Source organism: Candidatus Melainabacteria bacterium, from assembly GCA_016193285.1.
Classification (GTDB): domain Bacteria; phylum Cyanobacteriota; class Vampirovibrionia; order 2-02-FULL-35-15; family 2-02-FULL-35-15; genus JACPSL01.
The window spans coordinates 24,486-44,002 of record JACPSL010000006.1 but is presented as its reverse complement, the minus strand read 5'-3'; the positions used below and the strand labels follow the sequence as shown (position 1 = coordinate 44,002).

At 30.4% G+C, this 19,517-nt stretch carries 17 protein-coding genes and 1 tRNA gene; 9 read left to right on the top strand and 9 right to left on the bottom strand.

Going from position 1 to position 19,517, the window contains the following annotated elements:
- Positions 1–37 precede the first annotated feature (37 nt).
- The 4 genes from HYY52_01125 (at position 38) to HYY52_01110 (ending at position 2,596) form a co-directional block, all read left to right on the top strand.
- Positions 38–766: a 1-acyl-sn-glycerol-3-phosphate acyltransferase gene (locus HYY52_01125; protein ID MBI2995298.1), complete on the top strand. Its 729-nt coding sequence runs from the start codon at positions 38–40 to the stop codon at positions 764–766.
- 89 nt (positions 767–855) lie between these two features.
- Complete coding sequence (locus HYY52_01120) at positions 856–1,605, top strand: alpha/beta hydrolase (protein MBI2995297.1); 750 nt, start codon at positions 856–858, stop codon at positions 1,603–1,605.
- Between the two features lie 46 nt (positions 1,606–1,651).
- The gene (gene def, locus HYY52_01115; GenBank protein MBI2995296.1) at positions 1,652–2,224 is read left to right on the top strand and encodes a peptide deformylase; all 573 of its coding nucleotides are present in this window, start codon (positions 1,652–1,654) and stop codon (positions 2,222–2,224) included.
- 156 nt (positions 2,225–2,380) lie between these two features.
- Positions 2,381–2,596 (top strand): hypothetical protein, encoded by a 216-nt coding sequence (locus HYY52_01110; GenBank protein ID MBI2995295.1) that lies wholly within the window; start codon positions 2,381–2,383, stop codon positions 2,594–2,596.
- A 110-nt stretch (positions 2,597–2,706) separates the two neighbouring features.
- Here the strand turns inward: HYY52_01110 and HYY52_01105 are convergent, their stop codons facing one another.
- The 7 genes from HYY52_01105 to proC all read right to left on the bottom strand — a co-directional run bounded on the left by HYY52_01105 (position 2,707) and on the right by proC (position 11,732).
- Positions 2,707–3,558, bottom strand: coding sequence for an RNA polymerase sigma factor RpoD/SigA (locus HYY52_01105; protein ID MBI2995294.1), 852 nt, complete (start codon positions 3,556–3,558; stop codon positions 2,707–2,709).
- A 340-nt stretch (positions 3,559–3,898) separates the two neighbouring features.
- A complete protein-coding gene (locus HYY52_01100) occupies positions 3,899–5,695 on the bottom strand; it encodes a hypothetical protein (protein MBI2995293.1) in 1,797 nt (598 codons plus the stop codon).
- Positions 5,696–6,026: 331 nt separating this feature from the next.
- Positions 6,027–6,098: transfer RNA gene (locus HYY52_01095), tRNA-Ile, on the bottom strand.
- 63 nt (positions 6,099–6,161) lie between these two features.
- The gene (locus HYY52_01090; protein MBI2995292.1) at positions 6,162–8,132 is read right to left on the bottom strand and encodes a HAMP domain-containing protein; all 1,971 of its coding nucleotides are present in this window, start codon (positions 8,130–8,132) and stop codon (positions 6,162–6,164) included.
- Entirely contained in the window at positions 8,125–9,114 is a 990-nt protein-coding gene (locus HYY52_01085; protein MBI2995291.1) for a hypothetical protein, read from the bottom strand. Before HYY52_01085 ends, HYY52_01090 begins: the two co-directional genes overlap by 8 nt.
- A gap of 1 nt (position 9,115) precedes the next feature.
- Positions 9,116–10,147 (bottom strand): LPS export ABC transporter periplasmic protein LptC, encoded by a 1,032-nt coding sequence (gene lptC / locus HYY52_01080; protein MBI2995290.1) that lies wholly within the window; start codon positions 10,145–10,147, stop codon positions 9,116–9,118.
- Between the two features lie 31 nt (positions 10,148–10,178).
- Complete coding sequence (proC, locus tag HYY52_01075) at positions 10,179–11,732, bottom strand: pyrroline-5-carboxylate reductase (protein MBI2995289.1); 1,554 nt, start codon at positions 11,730–11,732, stop codon at positions 10,179–10,181.
- Positions 11,733–11,872: 140 nt separating this feature from the next.
- Between proC and HYY52_01070 the strand changes: the two genes are divergently transcribed.
- From HYY52_01070 to HYY52_01050, 5 genes are read left to right on the top strand one after another with little or no spacing between them, the layout of a single operon-like run.
- Positions 11,873–13,045, top strand: coding sequence for an aminotransferase class I/II-fold pyridoxal phosphate-dependent enzyme (locus tag HYY52_01070; protein MBI2995288.1), 1,173 nt, complete (start codon positions 11,873–11,875; stop codon positions 13,043–13,045).
- Positions 13,046–13,053: 8 nt separating this feature from the next.
- Complete coding sequence (locus HYY52_01065) at positions 13,054–14,976, top strand: tetratricopeptide repeat protein (protein MBI2995287.1); 1,923 nt, start codon at positions 13,054–13,056, stop codon at positions 14,974–14,976.
- Between the two features lie 4 nt (positions 14,977–14,980).
- Positions 14,981–16,201: a tyrosine--tRNA ligase gene (locus HYY52_01060; protein ID MBI2995286.1), complete on the top strand. Its 1,221-nt coding sequence runs from the start codon at positions 14,981–14,983 to the stop codon at positions 16,199–16,201.
- Entirely contained in the window at positions 16,202–17,650 is a 1,449-nt protein-coding gene (locus HYY52_01055; protein ID MBI2995285.1) for a histidine kinase N-terminal domain-containing protein, read from the top strand. It begins immediately after the preceding gene.
- A complete protein-coding gene (locus HYY52_01050) occupies positions 17,637–18,239 on the top strand; it encodes a response regulator (GenBank protein MBI2995284.1) in 603 nt (200 codons plus the stop codon). Before HYY52_01055 ends, HYY52_01050 begins: the two co-directional genes overlap by 14 nt.
- A gap of 10 nt (positions 18,240–18,249) precedes the next feature.
- Here the strand turns inward: HYY52_01050 and HYY52_01045 are convergent, their stop codons facing one another.
- Together HYY52_01045 and mazG are read right to left on the bottom strand one after the other, a co-directional pair.
- Positions 18,250–18,663 (bottom strand): hypothetical protein, encoded by a 414-nt coding sequence (locus tag HYY52_01045; GenBank protein ID MBI2995283.1) that lies wholly within the window; start codon positions 18,661–18,663, stop codon positions 18,250–18,252.
- A gap of 53 nt (positions 18,664–18,716) precedes the next feature.
- Positions 18,717–19,484 (bottom strand): nucleoside triphosphate pyrophosphohydrolase, encoded by a 768-nt coding sequence (gene mazG / locus HYY52_01040; GenBank protein ID MBI2995282.1) that lies wholly within the window; start codon positions 19,482–19,484, stop codon positions 18,717–18,719.
- Positions 19,485–19,517 lie beyond the last annotated feature (33 nt).

The window sequence follows — 19,517 nt, the reverse complement described above, 5'->3', positions numbered from 1 at the left end:
GTAAAATAAAATATTAATAATTGTAAATTAGAGAATTATGTTAAAAAGGATTGAAGCTAGATTAACCAGATTTACCCAGGCAATTTTCTATTTTATAGTTTGGTCTTTGTTTTATTGTTTTTTTTCATTTTTTTGCAAAATTAAGATTGAAGGTAGGGAGAACATCCCTAGGAGGGGTAGATTTATACTGGCTGGAAATCACCAGAATTTTTTTGATGGTTTCTTCCTATCGTTTACTGTTAACCCTTTTAAGAAGGTAAGCTTTGTAATTGCTAAAAGAGCTTTAAAGTATAGATTCTATCGGTTAATAGCAAGGCTTATTGGTTCAGTATTGATTGGCAGAGAAGTTGAGGATTATCAAAAAGCTCTAAAAAAATTAAACAGGATTTTATCTCACGGTGAGCCAGTTGGAATATTTCCAGAAGGTGATGTATCTAGAAGTAATATACCTAGAAAATTTAAAGGTGGTGTAGCAAAACTTTCAATTGATTCTAAAACAAAAGTTATACCTGTATATTTAAAAGGCACATTTAATTTAAGATATTTTAAATATTTGTTAACCAGACCTGAAATTTTAATAACAGTTGGTAAGCCAGTTGAACTATATAATTATGCAACTTTAGTTGAAAATGATTTGGAAAAAATGTCAGCTATCTTAAAAGAAAAAATTATTGCTTTAAGTGGAATAAAAGAAAAATCTTTTGATGTAAGTCTAAAGGAAACAATTTATAGTATTCCAGTTGTTGAACCTATAGCAAACGTTTAGCCTTTATCCTTTTCTTAAACTTTGAGATTAAAAATAAATTTAATGGGAATAATTAAATTAGGGATTTAATTAATCAATTAAATTTATAAATGATTTTGCATTATTTTGACAATAAAAAAGCTGGACCTGTTGTAATTTTTGTACATGGTACAGCAAGTGCAAGTGAAATCTGGTATAAGCAAATTCATTTTTTAAGTAACTCTAGTTATAGAGTTATTGGTATAGATTTAAGAGGTCATGGAAGATCTAAAAATCCTGGTGGTACTTCAACTATTCAAAGCCATATTAATGATTTAAAAGAAACATTTGATCTATTAAAACTTAATGAACCAATTACAATTATTGGTCATTCATTTGGAGCAGTATTAGCAGTAAGATTGGCAGAGGAGTATCCTAAATTGGTTGCCAGGCTATTGCTTGTTAGTTTGCCACCACGAGTATCAAAAATATTACAGGGATATTATAAGTGGTTTGTAGGTAAGCCACTAGAATTTATAAAAAATAAATTAAATATTATTTTAAAATTACCACTTAAAAAAAGAATAAGACTTGCAATATCTACTGACATAAATGTAATTAGAGATATATGGAGAGAATCATTGAACTGGGATTTATTTAATCCTTTGCCAAGTTTAAGTTGTCCAGTGTATTTGTCAGTTGGAAGATTTGATTATGTTGCCCTAAAAAGTATGGTTGAGAAACTTCATAGAGAATTACCTAATTCAAACTATAAATTATTCAAGTGGGCAAGTCACAATTGTATGGAAGATGTACCAGAAGAGTTTAATCAGTGGGTCTTATCAATTTTAAATACACCAATCACACAAAGTGTTGGATAGAAGAATTATGCATTAAAAGTTTTTTTGTGGTATTATTTTAATACCTATGGCAAAATGTGAAATAGCAATATATGGCGATCCAGTTCTAAGAAAGGTCACAAGCAGGGTTATAAAATTTGACAAATCATTGAGGAAGCTTGTGGAGGATCTGTTTGAAACTATGTATGCTTCTGAAGGTATTGGTCTAGCAGCTCCTCAGATTAGTGTAAGTAAGCGGGTATTAGTTTTGGATGTAGATTATCCTTCTAAAAGATATATTGATGAACAAACAAAAAAAGAAGTGATTTCTTATAATCCACTTGTTTTAATAAATCCTGTAATTATACAAAAGGAAGGGGAAATCATTTCTAAGGAAGGTTGCCTTAGTTTTCCAAATATTTATATAGAAGTTATTCGCTATAAGAAGATACAAGTTAAATATCAAGATCTTTTAGGTAAAGAAAGAAGATTGCTGGCTGAAGAAGACTTATTATGTAGATGTGTTCAACATGAAATAGATCACTTGGATGGAAAGTTGTTTGTAGATAAGCCTGCAAATGAGAGTGAAGTAAAAAAGATTCTAAAAGAAAATGGTTTTGGTGGGATTAATTCACCACCTCCTCCTATATTAGTAGGATAATTTGTTCCAAGATTTAAATAGCTGTATATAATTTTATGCTTGGTTTAATGAATGTAAAGTTTTTCTAAGTCAATAATAAAAATAAAATTAAGGCTTTATAAATTTGAAAATTATTAATGTAGGATAGCTATAGTCTATATAACATAGAAATAAGTTATGGTTGTAGCATCTAAAATTAAAGATATAAAGCCTGTAGATGTGATTGAAATTACAACAGCTGTGCCACAAGAGCAGGTAAACACATTAAGGCAAATGATAATAAGATATATCCTTGATCATAACAGTGAAGAAGTTGCTTATAAACTCTTAGATCTTGCACATACAAGACTTAGAGATGATGTACGTTTCTATCAAAAGAATACAGAAAATTAATCTAAAAAATCTCTTAGATCGAGCCGCCAACGGCGATCTCGGGGACTTGCCTCCGAGGAGTTAAACCTGTAACCACTTACAAGCTAGAGTAAAACATTAGAGCTAACTATTTATTCTGTATATTTAGTAAGTTGTCTGTTTCTTCCCAATTTCTCCAAAGCCATATCCTGAAGTTGTCTTACTCTTTCTTTATTTATACCGAATTCCTGTCCTATTTCCTTAAGTGTTAATTTATCAACATAACGTTTTACTAATATCATATGACTTCTATCATCAAGCGCTCCTAAAGCTTGATGAACATCTTCCCTTAACTCATTTTGAAACACAGATGCTTCCGGTTCATCAGATTCTGGAGCAAGAACTAAAGTATCAAGAAAATTTTCATCATTATCATCAGGTTTTTCATTTCCAAAAGCCCTCTTAAGATCTTTTACTACTTTTGCATGCATTATACTTTCTAATCTCTTTAGTGAGACTCCAAGCTTTTTTGCAATTTCTACTAATGTTGATTTCTTAGATTCCCCAAATTGTTTTAATACCGTTTCTAAATTACTAATTAACTTATACATATAACGAGGAATGCTTATCATCTTTGCTTTATCTTGAAATAGTTTTTGTATTGATTGCTTTATCAAATAAGCTGCATAAGTTGAAAACTTAATATTTCTATCCCCATCAAATTTATCAACTGCACGTATTAAACCAACATTACCTTCTTGTATTAAGTCTTCTAGATCAATACCAAGCCCATTGTATTTTTTAGCAATGTATACTACAAGTCTTAAATTTGAGTTTATAAGTTTAGTCCTTGCTTCCTTATCACCAAGTGCTATTCTTGAAGATAACTTAGCTTCCTCTTCTCGAGTTAGATTACATCTTTTATCCTTATCTCTATTCTCTACTCTATTAATATCAGAAATATACATAGGCATTAGAGACATATTGTTTCGATGAACTTTCATAAAATATATTTTAATTAAAATCAATTATAACTTACAGGCAATTTCAAATTAAGGAAAAGTACTCTAAGCTGCATTTCTTTTAGCAAAAATGCAGCTCAAAATTTGTTATTGCCTAGGTTTTTAAGCAAAAAATGATGTTTTTAGGTTAAGGAGTAGAAAGCTTAAAAATTTATCTAAACATAAATCTTAAAAACCAAAATCTAAGAAAGGAGGAATTGCTTGTTACAATATAACTTGTAATAAATTCTATGAATAAAAAACGAAAAGTATCACACTATAGATTGGTTTAAATTTTCAGTACACCTCATAATTTGCATGAATGGGCTAAACCGACAGTCCCTTAAAATACCACTGGGCAGTAGCACATTCCTGTATCTTCATCATAGGCACAATTTCTCTGCGTACCACCTGACCCACATTGTGTAAATCCACAGGAGGCAGCACCAGAATGTTCTAAACAAGGATCAGATGGAATGCAGGATTTACAATCTGGACTGCAATTCCAATCTTCATAACAACCAGTTCCTACTCTGTCTGGAGGATCACATACTTCTCCTTGCTCTTTGTCAATTCGATCATCTCCACAAACTGCTTTTTCATTACACCTACATCTTAGAACCTCATTACTACTATCTATATCTATTTCAGTCCTAGTTACGCAAACACCTCGACTACCATTATTAGGATCACCAGGAGGACCTTGATAAGTACATTCTTGATTTGGTATAAAACATGCTCCTGTTGCAGCACCACCACCTATATAATAAGTACAACCGTCCGCAGTATTTTCTGTTATGTCACAAATACAAATCCCACTGTCTGTATTCTTGCACTTTCCATTAATCACTTGATCATTGGAATTATTCCTAAATGAACAAGCTGCATTAACTTCACTACATAAGCCAGCTGTTGTACGGCTACAAGATACGATGTCTTCAAATGGTGGTAACTGGCATGAGCAAGTTGATACAGGTAGGCCTTCAGCATTTACTTCATCTATATTAGTACAAATACCTTTTTTACCTCCATTGGGACCACTACCTTGAATAGTACATGTTTGATCTTTCTTAAGACACCTTCCTGCTAGAGGCTCACTAATCCATTGTGTACAACCTTCTGCAGTATCTTCTATTAAGCTACACCCACAAAATTTTAGGCCATCTGTGGTTGTTTCATTCTTGCACTTACCCTTGAATACATCACCGTTAGAAGTATTCTTATAGGAACAAGCTGCATTAACTTCACTACATAAACCAGCTGTTGTACTGCTACAAGATACTATGTCTTCGTATTTAGGAGTTGGAGAAGGGGTTGGAGAAGGAGAAGGAGAAGAAGTAGGAGTAGGAGTAGGGCATTGTGCAAGGCAGTTGTAATATAGACCTGATACTGCACAACAATTATCACAGCATGATCGGCATTGAGTTGGGTTAGTATTTGGTTCGGTTGGACATTGTGCGCAGTATGTAATTAAACAAGGAGTAGGAGTAGGAGAGTCGGTGTCAGCATCATCAACTGTAACTGGCTGTGATGCTGGCGTTGGTGATTGTTCTTCTGTTGGTGTTGTACTCGTGCTTTCATCGGTGTCAGCATCATCAACTGTAACTGGTGATACTATGGCACAAGGGGCCCACCAATCAAGTCCATGGTAAAATGTCCTTTCTGTAATTATGTTTGTATCTTGCCCAGTAGGAATAAGAAATTCGTCTTCTTTGTGGCTAGCAATTATGTCCACACCCGCATTGTCAGTACAGTGAAGGTCGGATGCAACCTTAAATGGACTACCTACAGGTATAATATCGTTAATGTATACCCCATGACTTGATTGAAAGCTGTCTATGACAGGATTGTTGGGGGTTAGTTTAGGAGGAGCTATTGGTTCAGCCCAACTAGAACCCTTTTCTGCCCAAGGTGACCACCCATTCCCTGTAATTAGATTCCAGATGTACACTGGTGTTCTATAGTAGTATACTCTATGGTGAACTGATATCTGGATTTTTTTTGGTGGTGTGTATACGTTAGAGGTTAGTGTTAGTCCATAATAGCTCTGGGTTGGTAGTAGTCCAGTGGGATCTGCATAAGCTGGGTTTAAGAAGTCTACAATTAATAAGGTACTAACTGTAATTAATATTTGTTTCATTGATTTCTATCTCCATAAGTACCTAGAAAATTTAAAAACCCTAATATAGGTTTTACCCTCTCTTATTTTTTTTTAACAGAGTATTGGGTAGAGATAGAATTTTAAGTTTTATCTAAGATTGGAAAGGGGTAGCCCTGAGATACTTATGGGGGCTGTTGGTTAATTGCTAAGAATAAATTCAATTTAAGGGAAAAAGTTTACTTTTTTAAAGATATTATTTTTGAAATATTAATTGCATGAATGGGCTAAACCGATGGTCTCCTTATCAACGCTCAGGTTTTTCGTTTTCAGAAAAACCTTTGCTGTTAACTTATGAATAGCTTGGATCTTTTGGATCCGGCAGGATTCGAACCTGCAACCAAAGGATTATGAGTCCTCTGCTCTACCATTGAGCTACGAATCCGGGAGTTTTTGCTTTTTAAAGTGCATTTCAACACTAGGTTATTTATTATACTGCATTAATTATTTATGCAGATTTGGCTAGGCTAGGTTTGTTTTCTAAGTTAGTTATTTCTGTACTACTCTCTTGAGTTGGTATTGGCAAAGCAAATTCAAATATGCTTCCTTCACCTAACTTGCTCCTTACTGATAACTTGCTACCATGTTGTTCAATGGATTTTTTAACGATAGTTAAACCAAGTCCTGTTCCTTTAATTGTGTGGACTTTGTTCTCAATTCTGTAAAATCTTTCAAAGATTAATGGAATATGTTCTTCTAAAATTCCTATACCATTATCAATTACTTGAAATAACACATTGTCTTTATCTTTTTGAACAACAAGTTTAACCATGCCGTTTCCTGGGGTGTACTTGATAGCATTTGATAAAAGATTAATTAATATTCTTTCAAGATTTTCTTGGTTTATATAAACAGATGGGAGATTGTCTTCAATGTCTTTTACTAACCAGATTGATTTTTTACTTGCAAGAACAGCAATTGATTTTAAAGAAAATTCGATAGATGGATAAATCTCTTGAAGTGTAAGTTGTAATTTAGCACTGGTAGATTCTAGTTTAGATAATTCAAGTACGTCATTGACAAGATTGCTTAATCTGTCTGCTTCTTCATTTATTATTTGAAGGAATTCATTTTTAGTCTTAATATCAATTTGATCATCATGCGAACAAAGTGTATCAATGTAACATTTTATGCTTGTTATAGGTGTTCTTAATTCGTGACTTACGTTACTTATAAATTCTTGTTTAATTAATTCTATTTCAGCTTCTTTTGTTCTGTCTTGAATTATCATTACTGTTCCTAGCTTTTCATTGTTTGAATCATATAAAGGACTAATGACTATTTTTAAGTTTTTATTTTCATTAACTAATTCAAAATTGGTATATTCTATGACTCCACCATCATTAGGATTTGTTAGATTACTTATGTGATCAAATAAGTCTTTATTTATTTCTTTACCCCAAATAGAAATAATATTTCTTCCTATAAGTTCATCACCTGATTTATTTAAAAGGCTCTTAGCTCTTGGATTAATAATTTGAATAATGTTTTCTTTATCTAAAACAATTACAGCATCTGCAATTGACATAATTACTGACTCAAACTTGTTTCTTTCAGAACCAAGTATTGCTAGATTTGACTCTTCATATTGTTTTAACCTTTTGGACATTCTGTTAAATGCTTTGACTAATTGGGATAATTCTTTCCCTAAAAATCCTTTTAGTGGCAGTTGAAATCCAAATCTTCCTTCTGAAATTGCTTTTGCACTTTTTTCTAGCTTTCTAAGAGGTTGAGTAATGATTAATGAGTTAATTATTGCACCAATTATTGAGAGAACCCAAACAAGTAAAAATATTTCCAGAAGAAATACCATTAATTCTTTTTTTGAGCCAACAATTGTAAATCCTGAATCAGGAATTCCTAACCAAGCCCATCCAAGAAAGTTAGATTGAAATTGAATTGGCTCTGCTATTGTAAGGGTCTTTCCACCTTTAGTGTAAGACATTTCAATAAAAGGCACATGACGTGGCGGAAGAATTTTTTGTAAATTGTTTGTTGGAGCCCAATAAAGGTGGGCAAGCTGGCTCTTAGCAAGTATATTACCTGCATTATCAGTAAAAATGATATAGCAAATTTCTGGATGTTCTTTTAAAAAGTTTTTAATCAGAGCATTTAATCTTTCTTTTCTATGCCAGGCAGTTTTGTAGTTCATTATTAATGCTTGTCCACTAATCTGTGATAAAACTTGTGCTGCTTTGAGATTGTAATTTAATTGTAATACTTGACGATCAATATTTGATTGTATGTTGCTTATAATTAAAAATGCAGATAGTGTAATAAAAACAGAGATTCCAAATACTAATGATGTTATTAATCTTGCTTGAGAGCTTAAACTACTAAAAAAAATCTGAATTAATACTAGTGCTTTTCTTATGGAGATATTGTGATTGTTTAATTTAGGTATGTTCATTTTAATCATTTGATTTAAATATTATTGTTTTAGGTCTCTTATTGGTTGTAGTATTGCTGCTTAGTTTTTTGCTCTTAAAGTTAAATACAACCTCTTCAGATGATAATTGTTTGTCTTTTTGGCTTACGCTGGCATCTCCTTTAAATATAATTTTTTCAGGCTTGTTATTTATTTTATCTCTTAGAAGAAAAGCTTCAGTACTTTCTCCGTTTGTATCTTCGTAAGTAATGCTTACTTTATTATTATAATTGCTTGCTGCTGTAATTGTACCGGAGCCTTGATCTATATATAAATAGTCAGTTTTAAGCAAAACAGGTTCTTGTTCCTTGATTGGTTTTTTTTTGTCTGGCCAAACTGTACTAAGTACATTACCTGTTGCTTCTACATTTTGTGAATTTATATCAAAAATAAATTTATTTGCTTTTGTCTTGCTTGTTGATTGTTCAAGAAATCCTTGTTTGCCCTTTCCCCAAAATAATGCTTGAATTGGTTTATTGTTTTTATAAATGACTTGAGCTTCATCACAAGTAACCTTAGTTTCTTTATAACTTGTTTGTAAATTTCCTTTTGCATTTGCGTTTTCTCCTGTCCATTTTATTTCTTGGTAGTCAGAAGTGATTGTTAAAATTTCATTTTTTTTGTCTTTTAACTGAGAAATGGTTTTACCTTCTGCAATTATTATTTGCTCTTTAATTAAAATAGTTATTTTATCTGCTTCAATTTTTCTATCTTTTAAATTAATTTTTGCTCTGCCAGTAAATATTGCCTTATCCACTTCTCCATTTGTGTTATTTTCAACCTTACCTTCAGGAGCTTCTAATGTTGCATCTTTATAATTAACTAAAATATTTCCTTTAATATAAATATTCTCTTTGTCAGCTTCAAGTGAATCTGCATGTTTTACTTGAAAGTCTTCAGCATATAAAACAGTGCAAAAAATCACCTGAATAATTATTGTTAGATTTATTGCTTTAAAAAAAACAGTTTTCATTTTATACCTTATTAATTATTGTAGTTTTTACATTTCCAAGAGCTTGGACTTTACCAGTGTTTATGTTATATACAATTTTATCTGCACTTATTTGTTTCTTTCCTTGAACTGCTTTTGATTTTCCACTAAGTACTATGTCAGAATTATTTTCAAAAGAGAGCAAGGTACCAAAACATTTAGTTTCTCCATGTATTATAGTTACGTTGTTGTCAGCATATATGTTTTTATTTGGTTTGATTATTAAGTGCTCTGCTTTAAATGTTTTATCACTTGAAGTGTAGCTTACATTATTAATTGCTTCGGTGTTGCCATTTAATTCCCACTTTAAAATTTCTGCTGATAACTTATTATTTTTCTCATTCTTTAAGATTATGTTTCCACCATTTGAAATAATTGCTTTTGTTATTTCACCGTCTTTATTTTTTTCTATATGGACATTGGTTCCACTAAGTAAAATGTCTTTAAATGATGCTTCTTTTAAGTTTGTAACAATAATTTTTGTTTGATCATCATTTATTAGTACATTCTCTCCAATTACACTGCCATTGTTTTTTAGTAATAAATTAAATCCTTTTCTAGCTTCAATTGAAGTTCCCATGCCAAGTGTAAGTTCATTACATTTTAATAAAAGATCTCCCTTAATATCACTAGCTGTCACATCTCCAAATAAATATATTTCCTTAGTACCAGCATTTGCTTTTGCGTATGGGGCATTGAGCTTGAATATAATTTGATTGTTTTTAAATACTTCTGCTTTAATATCCTTAATTATGGCTGCTTGTAAATTTTCTTCAGTTTTACCTTCTTTAGCAACTAATTGCCATCGTATAAGACCAGTTTTTGAATCTATCTCTTTTAAGTTGTAGGATTGTGCTAGTGCTTCGCTTGACTGGTTTTTAGGATTTAATTCTTTCTCTGATTTATTTACTAAAAAGGTCCCTTTAACAAATGAAATTATAAAAAACAATAATAATCCTAATACTACAATTAAGGGTATAAGTTTAAGATCCTTTGTCTTTTTTATTTTAGCCATTTGTATAGGGATATTATAGTGCTTCTTAAAGCTAATAACCAGCTGTTCTAAGTAAAAGTGCCTGAGAAATTTCTAAAACCCCTTCTTTTAAATTTCCTTCTTTAATGTGTAATTCACCTAAGAAAAAATGAGGAGCCGGATTATTAGGATCTTTGTTTACTACTTCTTTCCAGAGCTCTTTTGCTTTACTAGTGTCACCCGTTTGTTCAGCAATAATAAAAGCATAGTAAATTTTACTCCAGCTGTCATGTGGGTTTTCTTCAATTAGTTCTTTAAAGTAATTTAAACTTAAATTAACATTTTCTTTTATTTCAGGGAATTTTTTATATTTTTTATTTATTGATAAAAAGCTTTGTGATTCAAAAAAGTTTTTATTTTCTTTTTCTTTTTTTTCATATTCTTTAGCTATTAAATAAGCTTTTAAATAATGGCTAAAAGCTAATCTGTACTTTACATTGTTTGCTTCAGGGCTTTCTTTTAATATAGTTAGGTATTCGTTTATCTTTTTATCAATAATTCTTTTATTTTCATCCTTTCTAATTAGTTTTTTTGTCTTGTAAAGTTCTTTAATTGCCTCTTCAACAAGACTTGTTTTGCTAAGTGCAACTGCTAAATTAAAATGAGCTTCAGGATTGTCTGGGTATTTAACAACTTGTGCTCTAGCAATATTAATATCATCAGTTAGTGCAATATCTTCTGTTTTAGTACTTAGTTTAATTGGGTCTTGAGCTAAAGAATAATTATAAAAGCCAAGTAATGCAATTACTATAAGAAAAATTTTGCTAAGCTGAATTGATTTATTTCTTGCTGCTTTAATTGCTGAGGAAATAATGTTATATAAATTTCTTTTTTTAAATACGTTTAATGCTGCTTCTGTTGTGCCATGAGGGGAGGTAACACTTTCTCTTAATTTTTCTGGCGGGATGTTTCCTTCTGTTAATAGTTTTATTGTTCCAAGAGCTGTCTGTAAAACTAATTGATTAACTGTTTTTTTAGTAATTGCTTTACTGGTTCTTAGTTTCATTATGCTTTTAGTCATACATTCAATAAAATAACAGTAATATGCAGGTCCTGAACCACTAAGAGCAGTAATGAGGTCGAAATTTTCTTCTTTAAGTTCAACAACTCTTCCAATTGATTTAAAAATATTTTTAATTTTGTTTTTATCTTTCTTAAAAATGTGCTTGTTGAATGTTATAACACTCATGCCTTCTCCAATTTGACATGGAGTGTTAGGCATTACCCTTGCAATTGGTTGTTTTAAGCTTAGGTTAGAAGAAATTGTTTTAATTTTTATGCCAGCTGCAATTGAAATTATTGGAATACTTTTTTTTAATTTAACTCTTTTTAAAGAAGTTAGTACTTCCTTTATCTCGCGAGGTTTTACTGCTAATAAAATTGCACTAATATTTTTACTGTAAAAATCTTTATAAACAGTAAATCCTTTTTTTCTTAAAAAAGAAATTCTATCTTCTGAGTTTTCTACAAAGTTGATTTCATGCTTTTTATATAGCTTGTTTTGTGTAATTCCACATGCAATGGCATAACCCATTCTTCCACCGCCGATTATTATGAGTTTTTTCATAGTTAATGATATTTAGCTATACGTAGTGAAACATTTTTGTTAAAATAAAAGCTCATGTTAATTATAGTTTAAACTTTCAAATTCTACTTGATGTTAAAATGTCAAATTTAAATCAAAATTTAAAAACTAGTAAGGAAACCATTCGGTTTGCAGACAGACTAAGTTATGTCCCTTCTTATGTCTTTGCAAAGCTAGATGTAGAAAAAAAAGGACTTGAGAAACTTGGCAAGGATATTATTGATTTAAGCCTTGGAAGCCCGGATTTACCATCTCCCAGTGTAGTGGTTGAAGAATGTATAAAAGCTGCACAAGATCCATCAAATTATAGATATCCACCATTTTGGGGGCAAACAAAATTTAAAGAAGCTGCTGGTGCTTGGTTATTTAAAAGGTTTTCATTAGAACTTGATCCAAAAACTGAAATACTTCCATTATCAGGTTCTAAAGAAGGAATTACTCATCTTGCTTTTGCAATTATTAATCCTGGGGATCTATCTATAGTTCCTAGTCCCTATTATCCTGTTCATGCCAGAGGTACATTGCTTGCTGGAGGAAGTATTTATGAAGTTCCCTTATTAAGCAAAAATAAGTTTTTACCGGATTTAGGTACTATACCAAAAAATATTTTAGATAAAGCAAAATTGTTTTTTATTAATTTTCCAAATAATCCAACAGGTGCTATTTGTGATTTTGAATTTTTAGAAAAAGTTGTTTCAATTTGTAAGAAGCATGAAATACTCTTAGTAAGTGATTTAGCATATTCTGAATTAACTTTTGATGGCTTTGTAGCTTCAAGCATATTACAAGTAAATGGAGCAAAAGATATTGCAGTAGAATTTCATAGCTTGTCAAAAACTTATAGTATGGCTGGCTGGAGGATTGCTTTTGCTATTGGAAATAGTCGTGTAATTAATGCTTTATATGAAATTAAAACTAATACAGATTATGGGGTTTGTAATATAATGCAAGCTTCAGGAGCTAAAGCTTTTTCTATTCCACTTTCTGAGCATAAAAAAACTTCAATGATTTATCAAGAACGAAGAGATGTTATGCTTGCAAAGCTTGTAGAGTTAGGTTGGGATATTCCTAAACCTGGTGGAGCAATGTATATTTGGCTGCCAGTACCTGAAAGATTTAAGACAAGTTTTGAATATTGTTCTTGTCTTTTACATAAGGCAAATGTTGCTACCATCCCTGGAGATTCTTTTGGTACTTATGGAGAAGGTTATGTAAGAATAGCACTAATTGATAAAAAAGAAAGGTTGTTAGAAGCACTCCAAAGAATTGAAAAAGCTGGATTGGCTTTCAGGTGAAAACTTACATGTGCTTTTTAAATATTTTTTTTAAATGTTTTATTGTAATTTTATGTTTAAGCTTTATTTCTCTTCCTGCTTATTCTGAAAAACAAGATATTGTTTATTCCTCAATTTATTATAATCAAGGTCTTAAGTATTATAAAAATAATCAACTTAAAGAAGCAGTAGTAAGTTTTAATAATGTGTTAGCTATTAATCCAAATGATGTTTCTTCATTAGTTGAGCTAGGTCAAATTTTACTTAAACTATCAAAGTCAGATCTTGCAATAAATGCCCTGCAAAAAGCTGTAAATATTGAACCTTCAGACCCATTTATTCACATTTTATTAGGGCTTGCATATCTGGAAAATAAACAATTAAAAGAAGCAACATCACAGATCAATTTAGCTTTCAAGCTCGAACCAGAAAATACATTGTTAAAATCAAATGTTGGATTATTTTGTTATATAAATAAAGATTATGAATGTACTGTTGAAAATCTCTTAAAAGTTATAGATAGCTATCCGTCTTTTGTTAAGGCAAGAGCTACTTTAGCAAGTGCGAATCATTATTTAAAAAAATATGATTTAGCTAAAGAACATTATAATTATGTGCTTGAATATCTTCCAAGTGATTATAATTTGTTGTATAACTTAGCAAAAACCCAATTTTCTTTAGGAGAATATGAGCATTCAGTAGAGAGTTTAAGTAAAGCAATTTCATTAAATAATAATTTTGTTGATTTATATTTAGACAGAGCGGTTATTAATTTTAAATTAAACAAACTTCAAGATATAGAAACAGATTACCTAACCGCACTAAAAGTAGAACCAAGTAATCCTGAAGTTGTAATTGAATATGCTTCTTTTTTAGAAAAAACAGGTGCTTACTTAAAAGCTGCAGATATGTACAAGTTAGCATTAGAACTAGAGCCTGGTAACCTGAATCTACTAACACACAGAGCATATTTATTACAAGAGGCTGGACATGAAGATGAAGCTATTCCTCTTTGGGAAGAAGTTCTTAAAAATGATGAAAAGAATCAAATTTTACCTCTTGCTTTATTTGATTTAGCAAAAATTTATCAAGAAAAAGGAAATTATGATTCTGCAATTGATAACTATACCAAGTTGCTTGTTGTAGTAAATGACAAAGATCTTGAGTCAAAATCTTTGCTTGCTTACTGTTTTTATAAAACTAAAGATTATTCTAAATCAAAAGATTTTTATGAAGCAGTTATTAAAGAAAATCCAGATGAGCCAATATCTTGGTATAACGTTGGTGTTCTGTTGTCACAAGAAGGGAAATATTCTGAAGCTATAAGTTATTATGAAAAATCAATAAACTTAGGGTTTAAACCTTCTAGCAGGGCTTATAAAGCTTTATTAGAAGCATATACTAAGATTAATGATACAAATAACATAAAACTAACTTATAAAAAATGGCTTCAGCTAGAAAAAGATAATGTAGAAGCAAAAATTTCTTATGCAAAGTTTTTATTAGAAGAAAAAGATCTTTATGGTGCAGTTGATCAATTACAGGAATATTTAAAACATGAACTTGAAGATATAAATGCACTAATTCTCTTAGCGAATGCATATAAAGATTTAGGAATAATAGAACAAGCTTCTAGTATTTATAAAAAGATTATAAATATTCAACCTGACAATCATGTGGCTTATTACAATTTAGGATTAATTTACGAGCAAAATAAAAAATTTGAAGAAGCTAAAAATTCTTTTTTAAAAACAATTGAGTTAAATGAGAAATTTGCACCAGCATACTATGCTCTAGGATTAACATATTTGTCAGGTAATAATGGTAATGAGGCAAAAGGGTTATTTGAAAAATATCTTTTGTTAGATCCAAATGGTGAATTTAAAGAAACTGTACAAGCAAAACTTAAAGAATTACTTTCAAAGCCAATAACTAATCAACCGCCCGCATAAATTTATGAATGACATCTCTGATAAATATTTAAAACAAGCAAAAGAAATAACTGAGTCTAGAGGTGCAGTAGTGTTACCTAATGGAGTTAATGAGTTAGCAGCTCTTTTATATAAAGCAGAAAAACAAAATAAACAATTACGAGTTAAGTTAGGAATTGATCCAACTAGCACAGAATTACATTTAGGTCATACAGTGTGTCTACATTTACTTAAATGCTTTCAAGAACTTGGACATAAACCAATTTTAGTAATTGGAGGTTTTACAGCAACAGTTGGGGATCCTAGTGGGAGAAATGAAGCAAGACCTTCTTTATCATATGAAGATGTAAAACAAAATTCTAAAACCTATTTAGAGCAAGTAAGAAAAATACTTGACTTAAACAACATAGAAGTTGTAAATAATCATGACTGGCTAAATAAACTTACAGCAGTTGATCTTGTAAAACTTGCACACTTAGTTACTATTAATCAATTAATTGGTAAGGAAGCTTTTGGAAATAGAGTACAAGAAGGGCAACCATTATATTTGCATGAAGTTTTATATCCAATCTTACAAGGCTATGACTCTGTAATGATTAAAGCAGATATTGAAATTGGTGGTATTGATCAGACATTTAATGTTTTATTTGGCAGACACATACAAAAACATTTTATGCAAGATGAACAAGTTGTAATACTTCTGCCTCTACTAATTGGTTTAGATGGTTTAAAAAAAATGTCTAAAACATTTAATAACTTTATTTCTTTAAATGATGCTCCTAATGATATTTTTGGAAAAACAATGAGTATTCCAGATGAACTAATAATTCATTACTTTAGCTTAGTGACTAATTTATCTTTTAATGAAATAAAAAAATTAGAAGCTTCTTTAAAAAGCAATGTAAATCCTAGGGATATTAAAATGTTATTGGCTGATAAGCTGGTTTCAGAGCTCTATGACAAGCAAGTAGCATCTAAAGCTCAGGAAGCCTTTGTTAAGCAGTTTAGATTAAATAAAATTCCTGAAGATGTAAACGAATACCAATTAAATGAATCATTAAAAATTGTTGATCTTATGTACGTGACAAAAATGGTCTTGTCTAAAACTGAAGCAAAAAGATTAATAGAAGGTGGTGGGGTTAAGTTGCAGTCAAATAAAATTAAAGATCCAAATTTTATGATAACAAAGGATTATAGAAATTCTGTTTTACAAATTGGTAAGAGAAAATTTTTAAGGTTAGTATAAATGGTTTTAGAAGCTTCCAAAGTAAAAGAGATATGTTTATCAAGTTCTTCACTTAATAATGAAGAAATTGGAAGACTTGAAAGTATAATGGATAATTTTCAGTTTATAAGTGATCTTTTAGCAACTGACTTAATGGTATACACTGAAGCTAAAAAAGAAGAGCATTATGTTTTAATTGATATTAAAAGACCACATGGTCATCCAACATTATTTTTAGACAGTTCTGTAGGTAAAATTGTAAGTGCACAGTCAGAGCCTTTTGTAAAAAAAGCATTTGATACTGGCAAGAAAGCTGTTGGGGTTTATGGTGTAATGCTTGCTGGCAGGCCAACTCAGCAGGTTATTTATCCTATTTATCACTATGAAAAAATTATTGCAGCTATTTGCTTTGAAAAAGATCTTTATCTTACAGAAAGTTTACTTGGGGAAAACTGGAATCAAGTTGCTGAAGATTTAGTTGGAGCACTAAACCAAAAAAGACACAGGCTTAAGCATTGGCCTAAATTAGTAGGACAAGAAGGTTTTATTTTAACTGATAATGCAGATGAGCTTTTATATGTAAGTTATATGGCTCAAAATCTTTTAGTGTCTGTGTTAGGAATACATGGAAAATCAAAAGGGGTAAAATTTTCTCTACTTTTAAAAGATTTTCATCCAGATATTTTACATACAGAACCTGTCATTAATTTAGTGCAGAAAAGATATTCTGGAATTGGTGGTACTTTACAAATTACAAGTTTTGATTTGTCTGAAAATAATAAAATTCATGTGTTAAGAGACATATCAGAATTATCACTTAAAGAAAAAGAAATTAAAGTAAAAGGTGCATTACTTAAAGAAATTCATCATCGTGTTAAAAATAACTTAAATGCTGTTGCTGCTCTTTTACGAATGCAGCTTAGAAGATCAAATGATCAAGCTGTTAAAGAAGCATTTAGACAGGCAATTTTAAGATTAGATAGTATTACTGTAGTTCATGAATCTCTTGCTCAATCTGATAATGTCCAAATCGTAGCAGTAGATCGATTGATTAGAGACATAGCTAGAAACTTACAGCATGCAATGGGTCTTGAAGACAAGGTTGTTAATGTAGACATAAATTGCCCTCTTAACTTTTTTTTAGATAGTGAGCAAGCAATTACAGTTGCATTAATTGTTAATGAATTAATTTCAAACTGTTATGAGCATGCTTTTACAAATTTAAATATAGGCAAAATAACAATTGATATTAGTTATAATGAAAATAATGAGAATAATTTTTTACTAGTTATAAAAGATAATGGTGTTGGTTTACCTCCTGACTTTAATAAAGAAAATCCAAAAGGGTTAGGCTGGCATATAATTAATACTTTAGTAACTGAAGACTTAAATGGTAAGATTTATTTAAATGCAAATGGTAATAGTGGTACAGAAATAAAGATAGAAGCACAAGTTAATGCAAAAAAATAATAATCCTACAAACTCTAAGACAAGAATATTAATTGCAGATGATGAAGCGTTGATTCGTCAAGATTTAAAAGAAATATTAACTGAAGCTGGATATGATATTGTAGCTGAAGCTAAAGATGGTTATCATGCTCTTGAATTAGCAAAGATGACTCTTCCAGATCTTATGGTATTAGATATTAAGATGCCTAATATTAATGGGTTAGATGCAGCAGAAGAAATTCAAGTTGCCTTAAATAAACGAATCCCTACAGTTATTCTTACTGCATTTAATCAAACTGAATTAATTCAAAAAGCAGGTGAAGTTGGAGCTTTTGCTTTTTTAACAAAACCTGTGAAGCCACAAGATTTAATTGCTTCAATAGAAACAGCTAAATATAGAGCTAAGGAATTTGAGGCTTTACATCAGGATATCTCTGACTTAAAAGAAAAATTAGAAATCAGGAAGCTTGTTGAAAAAGCAAAAGGAATAATTATGAAAACAATGTCACTTGATGAATCAAAAGCAATGCATTATTTACAAAAAAAATCCATGGATGACAGAATCCCTATTAAACAAGTTGCAGAAAATATCCTTGAACAGTGTAAATAAAAAAGTCGCTTTATTTTTTTGCTTTTGGCTTTTTAATATTTTTCCATTTTTTTGTCTTAGGTTTAGAATTTCTTAAACTTTTTGATGCATTTTTTGCAAATACAAATGGAGTTAATATTGTATCTGCAATAGAACTTATTAATTTCTTACAGTCATGTTGAAGTTTTATATATATTTTTTTCTTTTCACTTTCTGATTGCTTTTGTAAATGTTTGATTAGTCTTTTTGTTTCTTGTGTTTTTAGTTCACCTTGTTCTTCAAGTCTTTCAAATAAATTGTGTGCAATTTTTTGAGCATCAGAATAAATATTTTTAGCTGCTTTTTGTATTAATTCTCTTGATGAAGCTGCACCAATACCAGCCATTATTGCCTTTTGAATTGTTTTTACTCTGTCTTTTGTTATTAAAAGTCCATTTGTTTGCATTTTTTTATACTCCTTGTGTTTAAGTATACCCGAAGTGGTTTGTATATATTATTTTATCTGCTATTATTTTTAGCTTTTCTCCATAATGTGTCTAATTCCTTTGAGCTTAGGTCTTTAATTCTTTTTTTAGATCGAGGTAGTTTTTTTACTTTGTTATATCTAGCAATAAATTTTTTTATCCCCTTATTTAATGTATCTTCTGGATCAATTTTGTACCATCTGGCAATATTAGTAATCATAAACAATAAATCTCCAAATTCTTCAATTTGCTTATTTTTGTTTTTACTTTTAAGTGCTTCTTCAAATTCTTTTAGCTCAGCTTCAAATGTGTTCCATAGATTATTACTATTTTTCCAATCAAAACCTTCCTTTGCTACTTTTTTAGAAACCTTTAATGCTTTAAGTAATGCAGGTAGTGAAAGAGGAATACCATCTAAAATTTCTTTTCTGTAAGGCTTTTCTTTCTTTTTATAGCTCTCCCAGTTTGCTAAAACTTCCTGAGTGTTTTTAACAACAGTCTTCCCAAACACGTGTGGATGCCTCGAAATCATTTTTTTGTTTATATAGGCTGCAACATCATCAAATGAAAATTTCTTATTTTCTTTTGCAATTTGTGAGTGTAAAACTACTTGAAGCAAAATATCACCAAGCTCTTCTTTAAGTGCTTGTAAATTGTTTTTATCTATTGCATCAATTGCTTCGTATGCTTCTTCAATAAGATATCTTTTAAGTGTTTTATGAGTTTGTTCTTTATCCCAGGGACAACCCTTAGGGCTTCTTAATTTTTCTACAGTTTTTACTAGATTTTTAATTGATTTCATGTTTCTTAATTTTACATTTTCATAACCTTTTAG